Below are 21,956 nucleotides of genomic sequence, written 5' to 3'. Positions count from 1 at the left end.
GAATCAACTTTAAAAGTTATTTGAATCTTTAAGGTTATGGGAAACTTTTTGAATCTTTAAAAGTTATGGGAAACTCATGATCTACCGTGAATCTTCGTTGAATTGGATAAGGTAGGTTTAAATCTTTAAGTAGTTTAAAAATGTAGATATTTCTTATTTTAAGCTTAGTTTTTATTAAATTAGATGTGTTCATTTTTGTACTTAAACCTATTGTTCCACCTGATCCTTGAACAAAATTCAGGATATATGAGTTTGAACTGAATATACTTGGTTGAACTGCGCTTAAAAATATAAAATAATAAATAATAAAAGGAATAATGAAATTATTTAAGGAGGTTTAGATTTTTTGAGTTAGATTTAATGATCTGAATGCATTGATTTAATCTGGAGGTTAGATATGAGTTACTTTAAACCAGACGAAAATATAAACCCCACAGAAAGAATAATCCTCATCGTGCTGAGGGTTTTTCTCCTGGCTGCAGGTATCTACATCACCATATTCGGTGGTGCCACAGGTTCAGAGAGAATATTCGGAGTTCTCATTCTGGTGGCACTGTTGATCATGCATGCACCATCCTTCTTCACAAGAAATCGGATACGTGCCATTCCAGTTGAGATCGAACTTCTGCTTCTTGCAATGGTTCTCTTCGAACTTGTGGGTGGTGATGCACTGGGACTCTACGTCAGAGTACCCCACTACGACAACTTCATGCACTTCATGCTGCCCCTTTACGTTGCACTCATAGGTATGATGGCAGTTTACACCATGTACTTCTACGGTAAGTTGAAGGCCGGTGTAGCTTCAATGGCCGTGCTTATTGTGATTGTAACCATAGGATTTGGAGGTATGCTTGAAATGGGAGAGTACACATACGACAAGTACCTATCACACACCATAATAGGGGAGATAACAGGGAATACTCAGATGCAGGGCTCACCAACCCAGAATGCCATTGATGATACCATGAACGACCTCTTCACAGACACTGCCGGTGGAATAGTTGGAGCGCTTATAGGAGTCTACTTCATAAGACGGGCTGAAAAACGTGGAGACCACTGGCACGTTGCAGATGAAATAGAGGAAATGGGGGAGCCAAGGGATGAATCCTGAAATCCAGGGGTGAATTCCTGAACTCATTTTTTTTAGGAAATTTTTTTAAAATTTTTTAATATCAATATTTTCTTTTAATATCAACTTAATTTTCAAAAAAAACCGACAAAATCAGTTTTAACCTTTAAAAAAAAGCTTAAATTAAGATATTATGAAGATTTGAACACCTTTTTTGGATAAACATAACTTTTTGATCCTAAAAAAAGAATAAAAAAGGGATTAAAGGGGGTTTATTTTTTCCTTGGTGTGAATATTCCGCCGAGTACAGCTAGAATTGCGAGTACAAGTCCTGCTATTGGCATACCTGTGGTTTGCATTGGAACTGTTTTTGTTGTTGTTGCAGCGTTCACTGTATTGCCATTAGAGTTGTTCTGTGCTTTTACACTAATGCTGAACGGCATTAATGGATTTGTGTTCCTGTTGAATGTCTCTGAGGTTATCGTTGGAGTGATAGAGTAGCTTCCAGTTCCTAAAGCCTTGACTGTGAGGTATAGATAAGGATCTCCCACTGCCACGTTGGTTAGGTTCCAGGTTACTGTTCTGTTTGCAGCGTTGTAGTTGTATGTTCCGTTATCAACAGTTGCAGTTACAAATTCCAATCCTGCGGGTATCTGGAATGATACTGTAACATTGGTTGCATTGTCCGGCCCGCTGTTACTGAGTTTGTAGGTTACAATGAATGTTTCACCAGTAGTTGGGTTCTTTTTGGATGTTGTAGTGTTCAGGTACAGGTATGAAGCTGGATTCACTGTTAAGAGTTGTGTAACTGTTTGATTATCGGTAGTTGCATTCAGGTTACCAGTTCCTGCATGGCTTGCTGTGAAGACTGATGTTGCAATACCATTAATTGTTGTGGTTATAGGGCTGAAAGTTCCCAATGCACTGCTAGAGTTTACAAATGTTCCATCAGGTATGTGGCCTGTCTTAGGATCGAATGAAGTAACCGTAGTACCATTATACTGGTTGTTGAAACTAACTGTAACTAAACTGCTTTGAGTATTGTTGATAGTGGTTGGTGTGGCGTTTATTGTCATGTAAAGCCATGTTGAAGTATCTATTGTTCCAGCATTATTTAATATTAGGTTTGTCCATACTGGATCATTGGAACCCCACCAGTTAAGCGTAGCATCCACTGCACCATACAAACAGTAAATTGCACTGCCGTAAGATGCATTGTTTCCAACAATCCTGTTAAAATTAACTATCCTAGGAGTAGTTTCACCACGCACAAAATTAAATAGGGCCCCACCATAATTTGTTGCGTTGTTGTTTGCGAGTGTACTGTTGGTCACATTTAAATTTCCAATATTTATGATGGCTCCACCCCTACTTGCGTTGTTGTTTGTGAGTGCAGTGTTGGTTATGGTTAAAGTTCCACCGTTGTAAATAGCTCCACCATTGTTCATTGCAGTGTTACCTGTGAGTGTACTGTCTTTTATATTAACAGAACATCCCTTTTCATTGGAAATAGCTCCTCCATCCACCATTGCACTGTTATTGGTAAAAACACATTTTGTTATGTTCAGAGCACCGTAATTTTCTATAGCCCCACCATATCCATAGACACTGTTATTTTCAAAGTTACAGTTAGTTAAGGTCGTAATACCTTCATTGTAAATAGCTCCACCATCAGGGCTTTCGCCTTGTGTGAGTGTTAAATTGCTGATATTAACATTAACTCCAGATATTATGTAGAATATTGTGTCTGTATTAGTTCCGTTTATTATGGTGTTTTGTTGGTTTTCACCTGTGATGGTCATGTTATGGTTGATGTTTATTCCAGATTCGTTGTAGGTTCCCTTTGCTATGTGAACTGTCCCATTTGTTGCTACCGTTCCTGTGGCATTTGTTATAGTCTTTTTTGGCCCGCTTGTACCATTGTATGTAGCATTTAATCCATCCCATGTGTCATTTCCCTGTGTGCTGACATAGATTGTGGAATTATCCGATGCACCAGCTGCACTCACAGCATTAACACCAAGAGATAACATTACTACACACATCAATAACAACAAAGGAATTTTAAGGACTGAATGTTTGTTTTTGGTTTCCATTGGTCTTTTTCACCTCCTTCATGCTCGTTCTGGATAAAATATTATCATAGTATCATATCCACATCAACATAATACATTCACAATAATAAAACTTCTGATTTAATCCTAAAAATACGGGCAATAAAAGAGAATAAAAAAAATTTACAAAAAATAGCAAATCCATAGGATATAACACTTTAAATTAAACAGTTCCACAACATATTAACCTTTAAAAACTTTAATAAAGGTTATTATTTTAAAATAAAGCCTCACAAATTAAAAACGAAGATTATTAAATTAATTTTAAAAATAAAAGATAGAGTATTAAAAAGGTTATAAATTAAAGAAAATAATTATGAAATCTAAATAATTTTAAGATATAAAAAGAAGGTTAAAAGAAATTAAGGAAATGTTGAATCAGAGTAATTCATCTCTGAGGTCAACTGTGTCTGTCATGTCAGGTCCTGTGGATATTATGGTTACAGGAACTCCTGTTTCAGTTTGTATCTCCTCAACGAAGTTTTTAACTTCAGGTGAAAGTTGACTGTACTCTTTAACACGTTCACACTGTGGGAATAATCTGTCAACACATGTCAGAGCTATCTGGGTTGCTCCGTTTATCATGCAGGATTCCTTGGCCAGTTCCATGTCGAATACACCAACACGCCTCCTTCTTCCTGTGACTGTTCCGTACTCTTCTATGTGCATTTCCTCTGCCTTATCCTGTGTTATTTCTGTTTTGAATGGGCCTGCACCTACACGTGTTATGTATGATTTGAATACAACTATAACTTCATCGATCTTGGTTGGACCCACTCCAACATCTGCTGCAGCTGTGCTTGCAGTTGTGTCCTTACTGGTCACGTAGGGGTAGGTTCCGTAGTAAAGCGATAATCCGAATCCCTGGGATCCCTCTATGAACACATCCTCACCAGCATCTATGGCCTCGTTAACCTCTGTTGGCACGTCTGCTGTGTATCCTTCCATTTCCTCGATCTGGCTTGCGAGTTTTGCAACCCTCATAACCCTGTCACTGTTTGCAGGTCCGCAGCCACTTCCTGTGGTTCCAATATTCTTTGAGAGGTATTCAGAAGCTCTGTCCTGCTGTTTGTGTTTTTCTTCAATAATTGAGCACCTGTAGTCTGCAAAGGTTCTCTCCTTAACGTTGTACTTGTTCAGGTAGTTGAGTTCGTAGTGGAACACCTCAGGGTCCACGAGCACCCCTGCACCAATAAGAAGCCTTGCATCTGTGTGCACGAATCCTGAAGGTATCATCCTCAATCCATATTTTTCGCCATTAAATTCAACTGAGTGTCCTGCATTTGGACCTACTCCAGCTCTAGCTATGATATCGGGTTTATCATTTGAACAAAGGTAGGTTATACATTTTCCCTTACCTTCATCTCCCCATCCTCCACCAACAAGTATGTTACATGTCATATGAAAATCTCCTTTATAAATCTCTATAAAATCTTCCCTTATGTGAAATGATCTTTGGATCTAAAAAATTTCATCCTCTCTTATATTATAAAGGCTTTAGATAAAAACATTTCCATTGCTTATAAAATATTCCAAAGGCCCCATACAAAAAAAATTCATGAAGGGACCTTGATGAAAAATTATTTGAAGGATTTAAAACCTTTTTAAAGAATTTTTAAGGCATTATTCCTCCACATAATCCTTTTCAATGTTTCTGTTTTATGATCCTCTCGAAGAGTTCAGGGGTGTACTTCCTTTGGAGCGAGACCAAAATATGGCCGTTTAAAGCTTCTTCAAGTATTTCCTTTGTTATCCTCTCCTCTCCACGCCTTATACGCACGGCCTGTGCTATCTGAGCAACATCCCTTGCATGTGCAAAGGTTGGTTTGAGCTGTTCTCCACCGTAGATCATGGGGATATAGACACTCCTGAACCTCTCAAGCACATCCTCATCGTAGTCTTCATGCATTGCATCCAGGTTCTTCTTGAAAACAGTCACGATCTCATCGGGGCTTGGTGGATCAAGGAGAATGTTCAATGGTGCACGTCTGAGGTGGGCCTCATCAACTATGGTTATTTCAAGGTTGGTTGAAAATGAGGGTATGAAGTGGGTTTGAACAATAACAGGAGCACCCTTGATATACACAACATCCTTCTTGTTCTCCAGAGGCACAATGAGCCTGTTTAAAAGGGCGTTGTGATCTTCCTTCTGTCTTCCAAGGTCGTCGAGAAGTAAAACTCCACCATTGGCCTTTATGATTGGGGAGGTTTCGTAAACTCCCTTGTTCGGGTTGAAGTTAGTTTCGAGTTTCTCAGTTGAAAGCTCGGAACCTGTGAAAACAAAGGGTGCGTAGACCTTAACCCACCGTGGATCTTCTGGCTGTTCCTCACGTGATTTGTGAAAATCAGGGTCATAAAGTTGTATAACATCACCGCTGAATTCTATGTACTTTGGAATTAGAAGTGGGGGTAGAAGATCCGACATCTTACTTGTGAGGAAGGTTTTACCTGTTCCTGGAGGTCCGTATATGAAAAATCCTTTTCCACCAATTGCAGCTTCAACAAGGGTTTTTTTAGCACCTTCAACACCAACAACATCCTTGAGAGCATCTTCAATCACGTATTCAGGGATGTGGATTGGGAACCTGCCCTTGAGCTGGACCTCCATTATCTTGAAGTACTCCTCGTAGGTCACAGGAGCCGTACCTATGTAGGGGTTTTCCTGCATCAATTTTTTGGCCTTTTCATGTCCCTGCTTCTTTATGGTGTATTCAACACTTGGGAAAAGGAAACTTCCACCTGTTTGAGCACATAGATCCTGTTTTTCCATTGCCCTCAGGCATTCCTCGAGGATATCAACATGGAGACCTGTTATTTCATGGATCTGATTGACCTTTATGTTTCCGTAGCTTGAGATGATCTTGAGAATAAGATTTTTTATAAAGGACTCTGAAAGATCTATGTCCTCAAGAGATTTTGGCTGTTCCAGAACCTGGAAGAGCTTCTCCATTTTTTCATCGTGGTAGTAGTTCATTAAAAATCACTTTTAACATCTTTTTTTGGATAAATATTAACTAATTGAAGGCCTATCTGATTTTAAGATATTTCTTTATTCTTGTAATGTATTTATAAGGTTTATCATCCTTTTAAATGATATGTTTTTCATGGTACTACTAGTTTGAGGTTCAAATTTTGGATCAAAAGCTGAAGGATCATGTGCCAGCATCCTGTTTCAGTCTACTTTAGCACCACCAAAAACATCAATAATAGTCAATTCTATCCTAAAGATCCTTAGGTACTGAAAAACTCATATTCAGTCAGCTTTAACTGTTGATGGTTCTCAGAACCTCTAAAAAAAAAGATCAAAAAAAGAGTTATACTTCAGCATCTGAAATAGCTTTTTTAGCTTTTAAAGCTGGTTCAAAATCAGGATTCAACTCTAAGGATTTATCAAAACATTCCAATGCTTCTTCATTTTTACCTAATTTTACCATGACCATGCCCCTACTGTACCATGCATCAACGTAGTTTAAGTTTATTCTTAAGGCTTCATCATAACTTTCTATGGCTTCCTGAGGTTTATCAAGTTTTTCAAAGGTTTTAGCTTTATTGTACCATAGTTCAGCATTCTTTGGATTCAGCTTCAAAGCCTCATCATAACTATCCAAAGCCTCAGAAAACCTCTCCAAATACGCCAAAGTGTACCCCCTATTGTACCATGCATCAAAATACTTTGAATCCCTCTTTAAAACCTCATCATAACTATCCAAAGCCTCAGAAAACCTCTCCAAATACGCCAGGGCGTACCCCCTATTGTACAGTACTTCAACATTCTTTGGTTCCAGCTTCAAAGCCTCATCATAACTATCCAAAGCCTCAGAAAACCTTTCAAGCTTGATAAGAGTGTTTCCCCTATTGTACCAGGCACCAAAGTACTCAGGATCCAACTTCAAAGCCTCATCATAACTATCCAAAGCCTCAGAAAACCTTTCAAGCTTGATAAGAGTGTTTCCCCTATTGTACCAGGCACCGAAGTACCCTGGATCCAGTTCTAACGTTTTATCATAAAATTCTAAAGCATTTTCAAGTTTTCCCATTGCTTCTAAAACCATTGCTTTACCGAACCAGGCGTTGGTATGTTCTGGATAATTTTCTAAAATGTTGTTGTAAACTTCCAGAGATTCTTCATATTTGCCCCGTCTAAATTTTCTGTAAGCCTTTTTGGTAGCTGTTCTTTTCTTATATTTGCTTAAGTCCAATGTAACACTCCCCTAACAATATAATGTGAGGTGCCCCAAAAAAATGAAGCATATCCCAAAAGATTGTTTGTATCTAAATTATTCATTGGAACACATGGTTAATAATTTATCCATTTTTACTGCAGCCCTCGATGCAGATTTATCCCGAAAATATGGGGCTTCCTATTTTGGTAAAACATGTTTTCAAAAAATTAACCTGTTACCACAGGTGTCAAGTCCACATGGTAAAACCGATTTTTTTTGTAGAAACTTTTATAAGGTACGACATGCATGATTAGTACTGTGGTACAAATAATTTTTCGTATGCTATTTGTATCTTACCATTTTTTGGGGAAACGTAAGATTGTAAAAGTAATCCTAAAAATACCAGACACACCCACTTGAACAATCTACGTTTCCTCAGCTCCTCTATTTAAGTTATATATCTAAATTTTCCAGAGGGTGGCTCTTTAAATCACGAGCGAGTTGTAAAATAAACAAAGTCGATGCCCATTGTAATCTCAACTTAAGATGTGAATCTTTACTATTTTTCTGTAAAGCCCCTTTAAAATTAAATATTTTCATAAAAAAATAGTAAGAAGGGAGGTTTATTTCCTTCTTTGTAACAGTCCGCCAAATACTGTTAAGATACCTAGTACCAGTACTGCAATTGGCACACCCGTGTTTTTCATTGCAACAGCATTTACATTGACTACCCCATCTTCGTTACCTGCACGTCCTCCACTTGTTGGATCAGAATCTTTTCCAACGTTTATGGTGATGCTTGACTGGTCATTGGTACTGTTCGGGTCGTAGTTTGCCTGGTGCACTGATGCAATGTTTTGTATGTTCACATTGGACTGAATCACCTGTGCAATGATGTTTAATACGACAGTTTCACCACTTCTTAAATCTCCAATAGCCCATATTCCTGTTGTGGAATTGTATTTCCCATCAGCAGAGATAAATTTAATTCCCTTTGGAAGTAAATCCTTCAAAAAGACCTCGGTTGCATTATCTGGACCATTATTTGTCACTGTAATTGTGTAAACAATTTTATCATTCAGGTTAGGTTTTTTATTCGTCACTGTTTTATTGACAGCTAAATCAGAAGCTGGTGTATTGATTGATAGTTTAATGTTCTCTTTGTCAGCTGTAGATTGAATTGAGTAAGTAGTACCCTTTTTGGCAGTGATTGTGTAATTAACTGTTGTGTTTCTTATGTCCCCTGTAACGGTACCTCCATCTGGTTTTGTTACTGCAACTTCAAAGTAGGGTAACAATTCTCTGTAACTTGTCACTGGAATATTAGTTTCTAATGAATAGCCTAAAGTTACAGAGTCTCCTGGATTGAATGTTTGTGTGGTGTTAAAAGTTGTGTTGTAGTTGTTGGAGGATAACTGTAGAACGTACCAGCAGCTCATGTTTAGATTTGTGCCGGAGCTCGTAACTTGTGTTGGTGCGTTGTTAATTCCCCACCAGTTCAAATTAGCATTGGTGTTGCTGCCTGTGTTGTTCAACCCCATGTTATTCTGGTATATCCTGTTGTAGTTTAAGGTGTTGCTGGATCCATTTACTGTGAAACCGTATCCTGTGTTTTTTAGGATTGTGGAGCTCAAAACAGAGTTGTTCTGACCATTCACAGTAATGCCCATACCATTGTTTGTTACTGAACCATTAGTGAAAATGTTACCTGAGGATGTTGAATTAAATATTAAACCTGCATTGGTGTTGTTACTGCTGGTCACATTGTTCAGGATGTTTTTGATACCATTAAGAAGGATACCATTGGTATTGTTTTCAATGCCAAAATTGCTCAATCTGTCATTGTTTCCTGTGATAGTGAGTCCGTACAGGTTATTTGATATGTTATTCTCTCCCAGAACAATAACTGCGTTGTTATAACCAATTAAAACACCAGCACCATTGTTTGCAATGTTGTTGTTATTTAGGGTGTTGTTAGTTGCGTAAATTGAAACACCAACACCGTTACCGGTCACAGAGTTATCAGTCACGGAATTACCGGAATTACCTAATCTAACTCCAGATAATGTGTTGTTAGAAACTGTATTATTTTTTACAGTTGAATTTCCAGTACCCGTTATGATTATCCCGTTTTGACTGTTGTTAGAAACAAGGTTGTCTCCTACAGTGGAATTACGTGAACTTGATAACGTGATCCCAGATCTTTTGTTGTTGTTAACTGTATTACCCTGTATATTCGTATTAGAGGATGTTGATACACCAATTCCATCACCTCTATTGTTGGACACGTTATTCTCTGTTATATTGGAATTAATTGCATTGTATGCCAAACCAATTCCGGCGGTATTGTTAAACACGTTATTCTCTGATATTGTGGAATTAACTGTATTCATTAAGCGAATCCCGTAAACATTGTTGTTGATCACGGTGTTGTTGATCAACATGTTGTTAACTGCCGAAGTACTGTAGTCTCCCAGCACTATTCCATTGCTGGTATCGTTACTCACCACGTTGTTGATTAAAGTCGTGTTAACTGAGTTTGCATACACGTAGATTCCATCTACATTGTGATTTAGGGTGTTGTTAACTATGTAGGAATTAATGGAAGTAGCCAAGATAATACCCCCATTATTAGTCAAACTGTTGCAGATTGTGTTATTGGAGACGAAAGAGTTACGGGCAGAGGATAGGTAGATTCCCCGATTGGTGTTGTTGTACATAGTGTTGTTAATAATATCTGTATTGGAGGCCGCATCAAGTGTTATTCCATTTTTACGGTTATTATTAGCGGTGTTATTAATGATATCCGTGTTGTTAGACTTACTTAAATATATGCCGTATGTGTAGTTGCTTACGCTCAGTCCAGTTATGTTCACGTTGTTGGCATTAGAGACAGTAATACCAATGGCTGCTCCCTTTCCAATGAAGTTTACAGCACCATTAGCAAGGATATTAACACTATTTTTCACAGATAATGCTAAATTAAGGTAATCACCTGCTTGGAAAATCACATTATCCCCATTGGATATGGTTAAACCATGAACTGTATTTCCATTGAAATAATTCTGGATTTCACTTATGGTCCAGGTGTTGTTATCTATGCTAACATCAGCTGCACTGACACCACTTAAACACGCAAAAAAACCAAGAAATGTAATACATAACATGATAATTCCCTTAAATTCCATCTTATTTCACCTCCTATTCGTTTCTAAGAAAATTATTATTCTTCACATTTCTATTATAAAAACCTTTATCTTTTTGTTACATTAATCACAAAAAACTTCAAGTTTTTTTAATAAGTTGTGAAAATGTAAAAGAACAAATTGTAAACCTGAAAAATATATGAGATGGAAAAGAGTTCTAAAATAATATTAAACTTTATTTAACTTTTAAACTCAATAAATAAATCTAAAACAAAATATTGTCTTAAAAATAAATTCATAAGAAGTTTATTCTAAAAAATAACTGTTTAGGTGCCAATCACAATCCACAGTGTGTACAATAAAGAAAATAGGATTAACACATTCACACAGAGCGGGCAAAACAGTTAAAACAAAAAATTAATTCTTTAAATATCCCCGTATAACTGAATACAACCCATTTCGTTTCATTATTTTTGGAAAACATTATAAGTAATTTTTTTAAGTTATAATCCTAAAATAGTCTGATTTTAGCATGTTGTGATTAATGCAGACAAAAAAGCCTTTCAGAAGTTTCAATCCTAAAATAGTCTGATTTTAGCCACCCATCTCAATCGTACCACGATAAGGACAGTTCCGTTTCAATCCTAAAATAGTCTGATTTTAGCATAAAACTCCCTCCCCACATTAAATAATGAGGTATGTTTCAATCCTAAAATAGTCTGATTTTAGCCTTTCAATTCTCCCCACTCTTTGTTTAAGATAAGAGTTTCAATCCTAAAATAGTCTGATTTTAGCCCTGATGCTGTGAAGATGGCAGCAACAACCCTTGGTGGTTTCAATCCTAAAATAGTCTGATTTTAGCGCTGCTGCTTCTAGTAATCATGAGATTGATACTGGAGTTTCAATCCTAAAATAGTCTGATTTTAGCCGGCGGCGGGGCTTGTGGTTTGCACTGCGAATGTAGGTTTCAATCCTAAAATAGTCTGATTTTAGCCTCCAACTTTAAATCCTCAAAGTAATCAGTTCTAAAGTTTCAATCCTAAAATAGTCTGATTTTAGCTGATGGAGTGGCTGGAAAACAAACCCTTCAAACAATGTTTCAATCCTAAAATAGTCTGATTTTAGCCATCACCAAATGGGTCTACTTTGGTCATATTAACCCTCTTTCAATCCTAAAATAGTCTGATTTTAGCTTTGATACCAAAGAATCCAATTACAGATACATTACCCTTTCAATCCTAAAATAGTCTGATTTTAGCTCTAAATAAAAATTATTCATTATTTTAATAAGTGTTCTTTCAATCCTAAAATAGTCTGATTTTAGCTGAAAGTATGGGGGAGCATTCAATTAATTATGGTAACTTTCAATCCTAAAATAGTCTGATTTTAGCTATTATTTTTTTTTAAATAAGACTGAATTAAAAACACTTTCAATCCTAAAATAGTCTGATTTTAGCAATTTACGATCCAGAATTAATAGAGGTGATGTGTCCCTTTCAATCCTAAAATAGTCTGATTTTAGCGGTTCCACTCCCTTTTATTTGTACGGATCCTTATCTCTTTCAATCCTAAAATAGTCTGATTTTAGCTCTAAGAAATCGGAAACATCTTTTGTTACTTTTCCAGTTTCAATCCTAAAATAGTCTGATTTTAGCAATTCATCATGTGGATCCAAACCCAGTACGTGGTTTTCTTTCAATCCTAAAATAGTCTGATTTTAGCGTTGATGATTGCTAGGATTTGGATGGACCCGGGGATCTTTCAATCCTAAAATAGTCTGATTTTAGCTTTCAAGACCTAAATCTCCTTTTTCAAACTTTATCTTCTTTCAATCCTAAAATAGTCTGATTTTAGCAGTTTCCTGGTTATTTGGAATATGATTATAAAGAACCTTTCAATCCTAAAATAGTCTGATTTTAGCCTTTGATTGTTATAATATCAGATTCTCTCATTATTTCTTTCAATCCTAAAATAGTCTGATTTTAGCAGGAGTAAGGTTGCTATTAAATGTCGTGCTAATAAGACTTTCAATCCTAAAATAGTCTGATTTTAGCTCAGACAATGTTTTTTCATCTTTGATTCTTACACTCCTTTCAATCCTAAAATAGTCTGATTTTAGCCCGCTTTGCGTTCATGGAATAGACACTGCCATGTTCTTTCAATCCTAAAATAGTCTGATTTTAGCTGATGATCGAGGGTATGATAAGGAAAAAGAAACTCACTTTCAATCCTAAAATAGTCTGATTTTAGCAAAATCACAATAAATGATGCATGTGTCATAAATCACTTTCAATCCTAAAATAGTCTGATTTTAGCCAAAGGTGTACCTTACAGTATTGTAAAGAAGATGCTCTTTCAATCCTAAAATAGTCTGATTTTAGCCAATGGTTTCTTTGATGGCATCTATCCGTGTTTTTACTTTCAATCCTAAAATAGTCTGATTTTAGCTTTTGCCATGATGGTTACTATGATTTCACCAACTTGCTTTCAATCCTAAAATAGTCTGATTTTAGCTTCCTATAACTATTGAGAAAATTGAAATTATTAATAACTTTCAATCCTAAAATAGTCTGATTTTAGCAACTGCACCACTAACACCAGATGAAACATTAGGCCACTTTCAATCCTAAAATAGTCTGATTTTAGCTGCTGAAACAACATCAAATTCAAATATTATATCATTCTTTCAATCCTAAAATAGTCTGATTTTAGCCCTCTTCAATTGCGGCTTTATAGGTTATATCTCCTATCTTTCAATCCTAAAATAGTCTGATTTTAGCAAACCTTTATTTTTTTTTTAATTATTTTATAAAACAGCTTTCAATCCTAAAATAGTCTGATTTTAGCATGATGAGAATAAAGATTATCTTGACTGATTTTCCCTTTCAATCCTAAAATAGTCTGATTTTAGCAATAACCAAAAATGATACAAACAGCCAAGGAAAATACTTTCAATCCTAAAATAGTCTGATTTTAGCCAAAAAGTATATTTACATTGCTAACTATATTTTTCATCTTTCAATCCTAAAATAGTCTGATTTTAGCAGGTTGTTCTTGATGAGTTCATGGATGGGGATCCTGCTTTCAATCCTAAAATAGTCTGATTTTAGCACATTGTTCCACCTACAAGGTTAATACTCCAGTTGCTTTCAATCCTAAAATAGTCTGATTTTAGCTGTGTGTTTCGCTTAATTTAACTTTGGTATATTTTCCTTTCAATCCTAAAATAGTCTGATTTTAGCCAGATGTACTCTTTCAGAGCTTCCTAAAGCATCTATCTTTCAATCCTAAAATAGTCTGATTTTAGCTAGCTCCATTAACCATTGTGCAAAACTGTCTAATTCCTTTCAATCCTAAAATAGTCTGATTTTAGCCTCCTTTTTCTTCTTTTATAGGGGGTTCGGGTTTTATCTTTCAATCCTAAAATAGTCTGATTTTAGCTTATCCCCACCCCTTAAATTATCTTGTGCTTTAAGTCTTTCAATCCTAAAATAGTCTGATTTTAGCAGATTACAGCCCATCAATGTTAGTTCTGAAAAACAACTTTCAATCCTAAAATAGTCTGATTTTAGCTTGCTGCGTCTTCCTCTTTGTCGTATGCTGTTTTGTCTTTCAATCCTAAAATAGTCTGATTTTAGCCATCATTGATTCCAGGGTCAAAGCTTGCTTTGGTGTCTTTCAATCCTAAAATAGTCTGATTTTAGCTTCAGCATCATGATCAACAACTTTCATGTTGATGACCTTTCAATCCTAAAATAGTCTGATTTTAGCGTAAATCCTTCTGTGTAAATGCCTCATAACTGAATGTCTTTCAATCCTAAAATAGTCTGATTTTAGCCATAATCGGAGCATCCCTTGGAGCCAGTACAGGTATCTTTCAATCCTAAAATAGTCTGATTTTAGCTGTGACACCGTAACATCCACCGTTTACAGGGCAGAACTTTCAATCCTAAAATAGTCTGATTTTAGCTATATAAAAGTAAGAGTTGATTCTACTGATAAAACACTTTCAATCCTAAAATAGTCTGATTTTAGCCCCACAATCACACTCTCAACAGCAAAACCCTTCAATCTTTCAATCCTAAAATAGTCTGATTTTAGCCGGTAACCTCGTCGAGTTTGAGAAATGCTGAGAGTAACTTTCAATCCTAAAATAGTCTGATTTTAGCAAACAAGCTTGAGGCATGTGTTGAATGTTAGGAGGACTTTCAATCCTAAAATAGTCTGATTTTAGCTATAACTGTGGCTCCATTACAGTACCCATTGGATTTCTTTCAATCCTAAAATAGTCTGATTTTAGCTTGTATCTGAATAAATACGAACTCGAGAAGAAAGAAACTTTCAATCCTAAAATAGTCTGATTTTAGCCCAGATCAGCACATAAGCATAAAACAGGTGTAACTACTTTCAATCCTAAAATAGTCTGATTTTAGCTTGCCATAATAAATCCTCCATTAAAAAAAAGTGATCCCTTTCAATCCTAAAATAGTCTGATTTTAGCTTGGATGTTGAGGGGAATGAAACTTTAGTAGGAGAGACTTTCAATCCTAAAATAGTCTGATTTTAGCAAATTCTGGTGGGATCGCAGACCCATAATCCTACCATCTTTCAATCCTAAAATAGTCTGATTTTAGCGGAATCTGCTTTGAAGAACCGAGCCTTCCTGAAGATCTTTCAATCCTAAAATAGTCTGATTTTAGCAATGTGATCAAAGAACTTCCTGAATCACAATATATCCTTTCAATCCTAAAATAGTCTGATTTTAGCTTGCAAAGAAGATTGCATGTTGTACTTCATGTAAAACTTTCAATCCTAAAATAGTCTGATTTTAGCTCATCTGCATAGACTTGTCCACCATTCTCTGTTAGTCTTTCAATCCTAAAATAGTCTGATTTTAGCTTCAGCATCATGATCAACAACTTTCATGTTGATGACCTTTCAATCCTAAAATAGTCTGATTTTAGCTACAACAACCTTAGCCTCTTCAGCAGTATGGTCAAACTTTCAATCCTAAAATAGTCTGATTTTAGCTGGAAAATCTGCAAAACTTGTCACCCTGAAACCTGACTTTCAATCCTAAAATAGTCTGATTTTAGCATGAATCAGAAGTTATTGGAATTACACGATTTTTTACTTTCAATCCTAAAATAGTCTGATTTTAGCTTCCATCCCTGGATAATACCCTCCATAAGTTCCCCCCTTTCAATCCTAAAATAGTCTGATTTTAGCGGGCCAGGGAAGCCAAGGCATCATTTAATCTTACAACTTTCAATCCTAAAATAGTCTGATTTTAGCTAATTTCAATTTTTTTAAAGCAGGAGGTGAAACCGACTTTCAATCCTAAAATAGTCTGATTTTAGCGAAGTACTCAATAATATCATTAGCCGCTTTGATCTGCTTTCAATCCTAAAATAGTCTGATTTTAGCATAGGTATCTTTTAAAGGGAATGATATAGAATCATTCTTTCAATCCTAAAATAGTCTGATTTTAGCATGCACCGTTCTGTATAGGTGTGTATGCTCCAGGGACTTTCAATCCTAAAATAGTCTGATTTTAGCTTACCATTGAGAATGTTGTAAAGAACTTCATACCACGCTTTCAATCCTAAAATAGTCTGATTTTAGCAATTCCTAATTAATCATTTTTTTGGAGGTAATAACTTACTTTCAATCCTAAAATAGTCTGATTTTAGCATGCAGCTGTGTAAATTGCAAGTAATCAAGGAATATCTTTCAATCCTAAAATAGTCTGATTTTAGCCAACAATTGCAACCGTAACATTAAAAAGTAGTAAAACTTTCAATCCTAAAATAGTCTGATTTTAGCTGATTCAACTTCAGGTTCAACTTCTTCATAACCTTCTTTCAATCCTAAAATAGTCTGATTTTAGCACCCTCATGAGGTCCACAAATCTGTCCCCTCCTTTTACTTTCAATCCTAAAATAGTCTGATTTTAGCGAAAAAGAAGTGGTTGAATGCTGTGCTTCCTGTACCTCTTTCAATCCTAAAATAGTCTGATTTTAGCAGGCCCGAAATTTCGCCTATTTCCCCTGATACAGCCTATACTTTGGCCAATATCACACTTAAAATTATCCATCCCCAATTTTCAATTTCTTTTATATGGATCAACATCAATTCATGGGAGATTTTTTTAAAAAAATAAGAGATGTGCAATGATTTAAGATATTTTAGGACAATATTGTTATGGTAGAACATCTATAAGATTCAAAAAACTTGAAACATGAGGATCCAAGCTTCAGTAATATAAAAACTATATAAAATAATATTAAGGATGGTGGCATGAACGATCCATCAAAATTTAGTCAAATCCTGAAAAACGAACGTATTAATAGTAAATAAATTAAAAAAATAAAAAATTAAAGTATTCCACCAATAGGGGCCTTTTCAACACCAAGAACCTTTCTTTTAAGTGCTTTTTCGCTCCGCATGGTGTAGAGTATCACAGAATCCTCATCTTTATTTATAATATCCTTTAGACCATCTTTTATCTCTTCAAATTCACTTTTTGTAACCTCTCCCTCAAATACAGAGTTCTGAATCCAGTGCAGATGCGTTCTGAGGAATGATTTGACCTTGTTAACCCTGTCAACGTTGATGTCGTAGACTATTATAACGTACATTTGATCACCACCACATCACAAAGGGTTTGTACTCCTGCGTGCCAAGGATGTGCTTGATTAGTTTGTAAGCTTCCAACCTGATCAAACGCCTGTAAGAAACTTTACGGTTGAGTTCCCTGTGTTTTATGGTTTTTTTAAGCCTTTCATCGTACTCTTTTATGAACTTCTTCCTTCCACCGTCGTTCAGTATGCAGTAGTCCACTTTCTGTTCGAAGTCATCCTCGGTTAGCATCCTCTTGTTGACCATGTAAAATATGAGCCTGTCAACCAGTATCGGCTTGAACATCTCGCTCAGATCCAGTGCCAGGGAGTAGCGCCGTTCAAAGGGTTCGTGGAGGTAGGAAATTGTTGGGTTGAGTTGAGTGTTGTATATCTCAGAGATAACGGTTGAATAAACCATTGAGTTTCCAAAACTTATAAGGGCATTCACCATGTTCTCAGGAGGCCTTCTGCTTCTTCCCTCCATTTTAAATCCGTCAGGAAGTATTTCATCCATTTTAGAGTAGTACTCTGAACGCATACGTGCCTCAACGTTCATTGCCTCAGTAACGTTGGATGATAACGTTAAATCCTTCACTGTTTTCCCTATACCATTTTGAACATGGTAGTAACCAAGAACCTTTTCCATGTTACCTGCAGCACCTTCAATGAACTTTTTAGCAATCCACAACCTCTTTCCCGGGTTGAGGTAGTGTTCAACCTGCTTCACGAGCAGATCCCCTGAAAGCAGGGTTTCCCTAGGGTAGAAGCTGCCGTCATAGAATCCGTAGTAGTTGAAGAAGTGTATTGGAATGCCCTCCTTTGCCAGGAGGTGCACTGACTGGGAGGAGAAGGTAAGAGAGCCGTAGGCATAGATGGAGTAGATCTTGTTTATGGGTATGGGCTTTTTACCATCTTTGTTCACAAAATACAGTGTGTTTTCCTTTCTTTTAAGCAATCCATCCGACATAAGGTAGTAGTTCTTTTTCATGTAGATCACAACTTGAAAATCTTCATCAAACCATTTTTTTTAAATGTTCAGTTTCCAGAACATATGTTCATATTTTAGAACAAAGTTTAAACCCAACAGAACTCGTAGTAGGCACATTTACGGCATATTTTCTTTTTTTCAGGTTTCGAAATGGTTCCATGAACTATTTGACCAATACCTTCAATTATGCCCTCTAAAGATTTCTCTTCAGATTCTGTGAGTTCCACCTTTTCCTTTTTTCTCAGCTTGGGGTAGTCTATGAATCCTATGATGTTCTGAATTCCCTTCTCCTTCTTCAAGTAGTACATGTAGTAAAGGAGCTGGTAGCGGTGGGCGTCCTCCATTTTACTGCTCTTTTTAACCTCGTGGAGTTCAAGGGTTTCACCTCGCCTTATAAAATCAACGCTGATGAGGTTGTCAATGGTGAAGTCCTTCTTCTCACGGCCGTAGCTCTTTTTGTGGAGCTGTTTGCCCATTGAAACTGATTCAGATTCCTGCTCCATCTGGATGTTGTGGGAGAAAAGCCACAGCTTGGTCTTGCAGATGAAGTAGTAGTTTATCTCGGTACCTCGAACCTGGAGGTGTTTTTCGGAGTTTGAGAGCATTTAACTTTCCTCTTTTTAAAGACTTATAGGCCAGAGGATCAAAATTTATCTCCCCTCTGAACCTTCCTTTTAAGTTCAACTGCATCACTTTCAGAGTCAATGATTCCAAATACTTCATCAATTGAAACCTTTTTTCTAAATTTCAGCTTCACTCCATTGTTTGAGATTATCCATTCTATCTGGTCTCCAGGACTTATTTTGAACTTATTTCTGATTTCTGGAGGGATAATTGTCTGGAAATCGTTTGAGAGTTCAGTTTTGTATATCATTTTAACCATCTCTCGGTAAACTTCTACTTAAATTTACCATTCCAAATCCCATACTGTTTTTTTCCCCAAGTCCACAATCATACATGAAATCCAAAAGTCTTGGATCTCCTTCAGCCATGAAACGCATCTGATAAGCCCGGTGATAGGTTTCCAGACCATCTTTTTTGATTGTTATTCGTTTGCGTTTCACGGATCCCATGTCTGGAACAATTTTCAAGTACTCATCACCATTATAACTGCCGTGAAATCTTCTGTACTTGTTCAGAAGATTCTTTTGGAGGGCTGTGTAGAATTGAAGGTCTCCAGGGTTAAGATCCCATACTTTATCATCTCGTTTTATCCTCGCCATAACAGGGGACATAGTCCTAAACTCAACACTCCCACTAAACTCAGGTTTCTTCAGAAGTTCAACATCTTGAACTTTCAGTCTGTCACCCCGGAATGTCACCTCAAGATCTTCCAAATATGATTCTACCATACTTTGGATAAGATAGTCGTTTGGGGAAGAAATATAAAAGTACATTTTTCCATCTTGAGAAATGATACCCTTTTGAGTTATTCGTCTTCTAGGAATGTAAAATTGAGAAAACGTGAAAAACTTGAAATCAGAAGAAACATGAAGTTCTGTGGCAAGATCAAGATCTGCTATCTTCCTGTAAATTAGTGAAGAAAGTTGATAATTGTAATTGTAAGGAATTTTGTATTCACTGTTTCCATATGCCAAACTTATTTTTAAACGCATAGTTTTCACCAATTATATTACAAAAATGAACTTTCTTCTCGATCTAATCTTAATCCAAGCTTCTCATCATAGACCATATTTACAAAATATGTTTCTTTATCAAATTCCACGTTAGATTCGTTTTCAAGCTTTTTAAACTGACCAACACTGATTGAAAGGATATAACTCATTGCTTCAAAGTATCTTTTTTCTTTTAATTCTTGGAGATAGTTCAGTTTGTATTTGATGGGAACAACTTCATAAGATTGGAATAATGAATAAAAATTCATTTCCTTTTCTCTATCATTTATGAAGGGAACTATGCCTTTATTGAATGATTCAAAATTCCTTTGAACCATTTCAAATTCTTCTTTATCCTTTCCAACATATCCATCACCGTAAATATCATCAACTAAACTCTGGATAAGATCTTCATCTAAAATTCCAACGTTTCGCAGGCTTTGTACTGTTTTTTCAACGATTTCTGGATTATATATGTATTTATCACTTTCTGAACCCTCAGAAAATACATTTACTGGAGCTATGTTTTTTCGTCTTTTCCTGTTCACCCTTCCAAACCTTTGAATCAACGCATCAATAGGTGCTGGTTCTGAATATAAAGCATCATAATCTATATCTAGAGATACTTCAATGGCCTGCGTACCCACAAGTAAATCCAAATTATCTAAAGATTTTTCAATTTTTTCTCGATCTCGTAGCATGAATCTGCTGTGAAGCAAAGCACTATTTCCTGTTTCATTTTCTAATTCTTCAAAAACTTCTTGTGCCCTTAAAACAGTGTTACAAACAATTAAAACCTTTTTACCATTTTCTAAATCTTCCAAGATCAGATCAATGTTGTCCATTATGTTTCCGTCTATCACATCAACTTCATGTCTTGTAAACTTATGAAGTTCCTCTTTTTCCATTTTTATATCTGTTGAAATGTCTAAATGTTCCTTAAAAAGGTTTTTAATGAATGAAGGAAGTGTAGCTGACATTACAAAGAGATCTGCGTTGTAATTATTCTTCAGAATTTTCAGGATCTCCAGTATCAATGATGTCGTGTGTGCATCATAGGCATGAATCTCATCAAGGATAAAAAGGCCGTTCGTCATCTCTGAAAGCTGCATTTCAAATCCTTTAGCACCAAAAAATGCCTTCAATATCTGGAAGGGAGTTAAAACTTTATAGGGCCTGTAAATTTTTTTATTCAATCCTTTAATATCCCTAATATTACTTTTTATTGAATCATAAGCAGTAACATCACCAGATAACTCTTTATAAAGAAAATAAGATGATTTACCATGTAATAAACCAACCAAATCTTTATTTCCGAAGTCATTTTGAAGTCTCTGATACATTGCATTTATACTGGCTGTGTATGGGAGCAAATAAAAGACTCGTTTAGATTTTGTTAAATTCTGGTTGTTATCTGTCCATAAAAGAGATGCTTCTGTTTTACCACTTCCAGTTGGAGAAGTTAAAAATGCACTTCCTTTAACATTTGAAGATTCTTCCTGCATCTTTCGAAGCTCGGGAAAATTATATACACTTCTCATGTCTTTGATACCCTTTAAAATTTCATACTTTGAACCAGAGGCCAAATGATCACATGCATTCACAAAACCCTTTAAAAAGATTCCATATTGTCCATGAAGGATAGTGTACTCTTCATCTTCCCAATTAAAAAAGTAAGGATGAACAGATTCTTTGTAAACATCCCACAGATCATCAATAGAAGATGGTTTAAGAAAATTTTTCAATTCATATCCAAGATATTGGGTGCTCCAATTAGGTACATTATCAAAATAAGAGGAAACCTCATCAAAATTAGATTCTAACTCTGATAACTTTTTTTGATATAAATCTTTTCCTGGGGGACTTGAAAATGTATTGTAACGTTCACGGAGTTTGTTTATATCTTTGTGATGGGTTATTACTGCAAGGCCAATGGCATCTTTGTAAATTTTATCATAATTTAGTGTGGATATAAATCCTGCAGAAAGAATTTCATGCCTGTACTTCCAAGGAGCACTTTGACTTCCACTTTGGAGCATTTCCTGAAATCCAGTAGCACCCTTTCCAAAATCATGCAGAAACAAAGAATAAAAAAGGTGTTCCCAAAAATCATCAACACCACACAACTCATGAACATTACTGTAAGATTCTTTAATACTTTTAAAAACTTTTAAAGTGTTTTCTGTATGTTCAAGTAAAGTTTCATCTGGTTTCGCCAATAAACTCATTTTAAACAC

General features: G+C 35.9%; 12 protein-coding genes and 1 CRISPR repeat array. Of the genes, 1 reads left to right on the top strand and 11 read right to left on the bottom strand.

Annotated elements, in window-relative coordinates; genetic code table 11:
* Positions 1-397: 397 nt before the first annotated feature.
* Positions 398-1,111 carry a hypothetical protein gene (locus J2756_RS00915; protein WP_209581323.1) on the top strand — a complete coding sequence of 238 codons (714 nt, stop codon included), beginning with the start codon at positions 398-400 and terminating at the stop codon, positions 1,109-1,111.
* 230 nt (positions 1,112-1,341) lie between these two features.
* Here J2756_RS00915 and J2756_RS00910 read toward each other — a convergent pair whose 3' ends face one another.
* The 11 genes from J2756_RS00910 to cas3 form a co-directional block, all read right to left on the bottom strand.
* Positions 1,342-3,165, bottom strand: a complete 1,824-nt coding sequence (locus J2756_RS00910; RefSeq protein WP_209581313.1) for a DUF11 domain-containing protein — start codon at positions 3,163-3,165, stop codon at positions 1,342-1,344.
* A gap of 396 nt (positions 3,166-3,561) precedes the next feature.
* Entirely contained in the window at positions 3,562-4,584 is a 1,023-nt protein-coding gene (locus tag J2756_RS00905; RefSeq protein WP_209581310.1) for an adenylosuccinate synthetase, read from the bottom strand.
* A gap of 244 nt (positions 4,585-4,828) precedes the next feature.
* On the bottom strand, positions 4,829-6,157 hold the full coding sequence (locus tag J2756_RS00900; RefSeq protein ID WP_209581308.1) for an ATP-binding protein: 1,329 nt from the start codon (positions 6,155-6,157) through the stop codon (positions 4,829-4,831).
* A gap of 340 nt (positions 6,158-6,497) precedes the next feature.
* Entirely contained in the window at positions 6,498-7,382 is an 885-nt protein-coding gene (locus J2756_RS00895; RefSeq protein ID WP_209581305.1) for a tetratricopeptide repeat protein, read from the bottom strand.
* A 587-nt stretch (positions 7,383-7,969) separates the two neighbouring features.
* The gene (locus J2756_RS00890; protein ID WP_209581302.1) at positions 7,970-10,513 is read right to left on the bottom strand and encodes a right-handed parallel beta-helix repeat-containing protein; all 2,544 of its coding nucleotides are present in this window, start codon (positions 10,511-10,513) and stop codon (positions 7,970-7,972) included.
* Between the two features lie 481 nt (positions 10,514-10,994).
* Positions 10,995-16,517: direct repeats of the CRISPR family, unit length 30 nt; unit sequence CTTTCAATCCTAAAATAGTCTGATTTTAGC.
* Between the two features lie 352 nt (positions 16,518-16,869).
* A complete protein-coding gene (gene cas2, locus J2756_RS00885) occupies positions 16,870-17,133 on the bottom strand; it encodes a CRISPR-associated endonuclease Cas2 (RefSeq protein ID WP_209581299.1) in 264 nt (87 codons plus the stop codon).
* A gap of 4 nt (positions 17,134-17,137) precedes the next feature.
* A complete protein-coding gene (gene cas1b, locus J2756_RS00880) occupies positions 17,138-18,103 on the bottom strand; it encodes a type I-B CRISPR-associated endonuclease Cas1b (RefSeq protein WP_209581296.1) in 966 nt (321 codons plus the stop codon).
* Positions 18,104-18,189: 86 nt separating this feature from the next.
* Positions 18,190-18,708 carry a CRISPR-associated protein Cas4 gene (gene cas4, locus J2756_RS00875; protein ID WP_209581294.1) on the bottom strand — a complete coding sequence of 173 codons (519 nt, stop codon included), beginning with the start codon at positions 18,706-18,708 and terminating at the stop codon, positions 18,190-18,192.
* Positions 18,709-18,746: 38 nt separating this feature from the next.
* Positions 18,747-18,977 (bottom strand): AbrB/MazE/SpoVT family DNA-binding domain-containing protein, encoded by a 231-nt coding sequence (locus J2756_RS00870; RefSeq protein WP_245315863.1) that lies wholly within the window; start codon positions 18,975-18,977, stop codon positions 18,747-18,749.
* Between the two features lies 1 nt (position 18,978).
* Positions 18,979-19,719, bottom strand: a complete 741-nt coding sequence (gene cas6, locus J2756_RS00865; RefSeq protein WP_209581291.1) for a CRISPR-associated endoribonuclease Cas6 — start codon at positions 19,717-19,719, stop codon at positions 18,979-18,981.
* Between the two features lie 17 nt (positions 19,720-19,736).
* Positions 19,737-21,947 (bottom strand): CRISPR-associated helicase Cas3', encoded by a 2,211-nt coding sequence (cas3, locus tag J2756_RS00860; RefSeq protein WP_209581288.1) that lies wholly within the window; start codon positions 21,945-21,947, stop codon positions 19,737-19,739.
* Positions 21,948-21,956: the final 9 nt, after the last annotated feature.

Source organism: Methanobacterium aggregans, from assembly GCF_017874455.1.
GTDB classification, from domain to species: Archaea; Methanobacteriota; Methanobacteria; order Methanobacteriales; family Methanobacteriaceae; genus Methanobacterium_C; species Methanobacterium_C aggregans.
The sequence above is the reverse complement of the archived record's forward strand: the minus strand, read 5'-3'. Positions and strand labels throughout refer to the sequence as shown.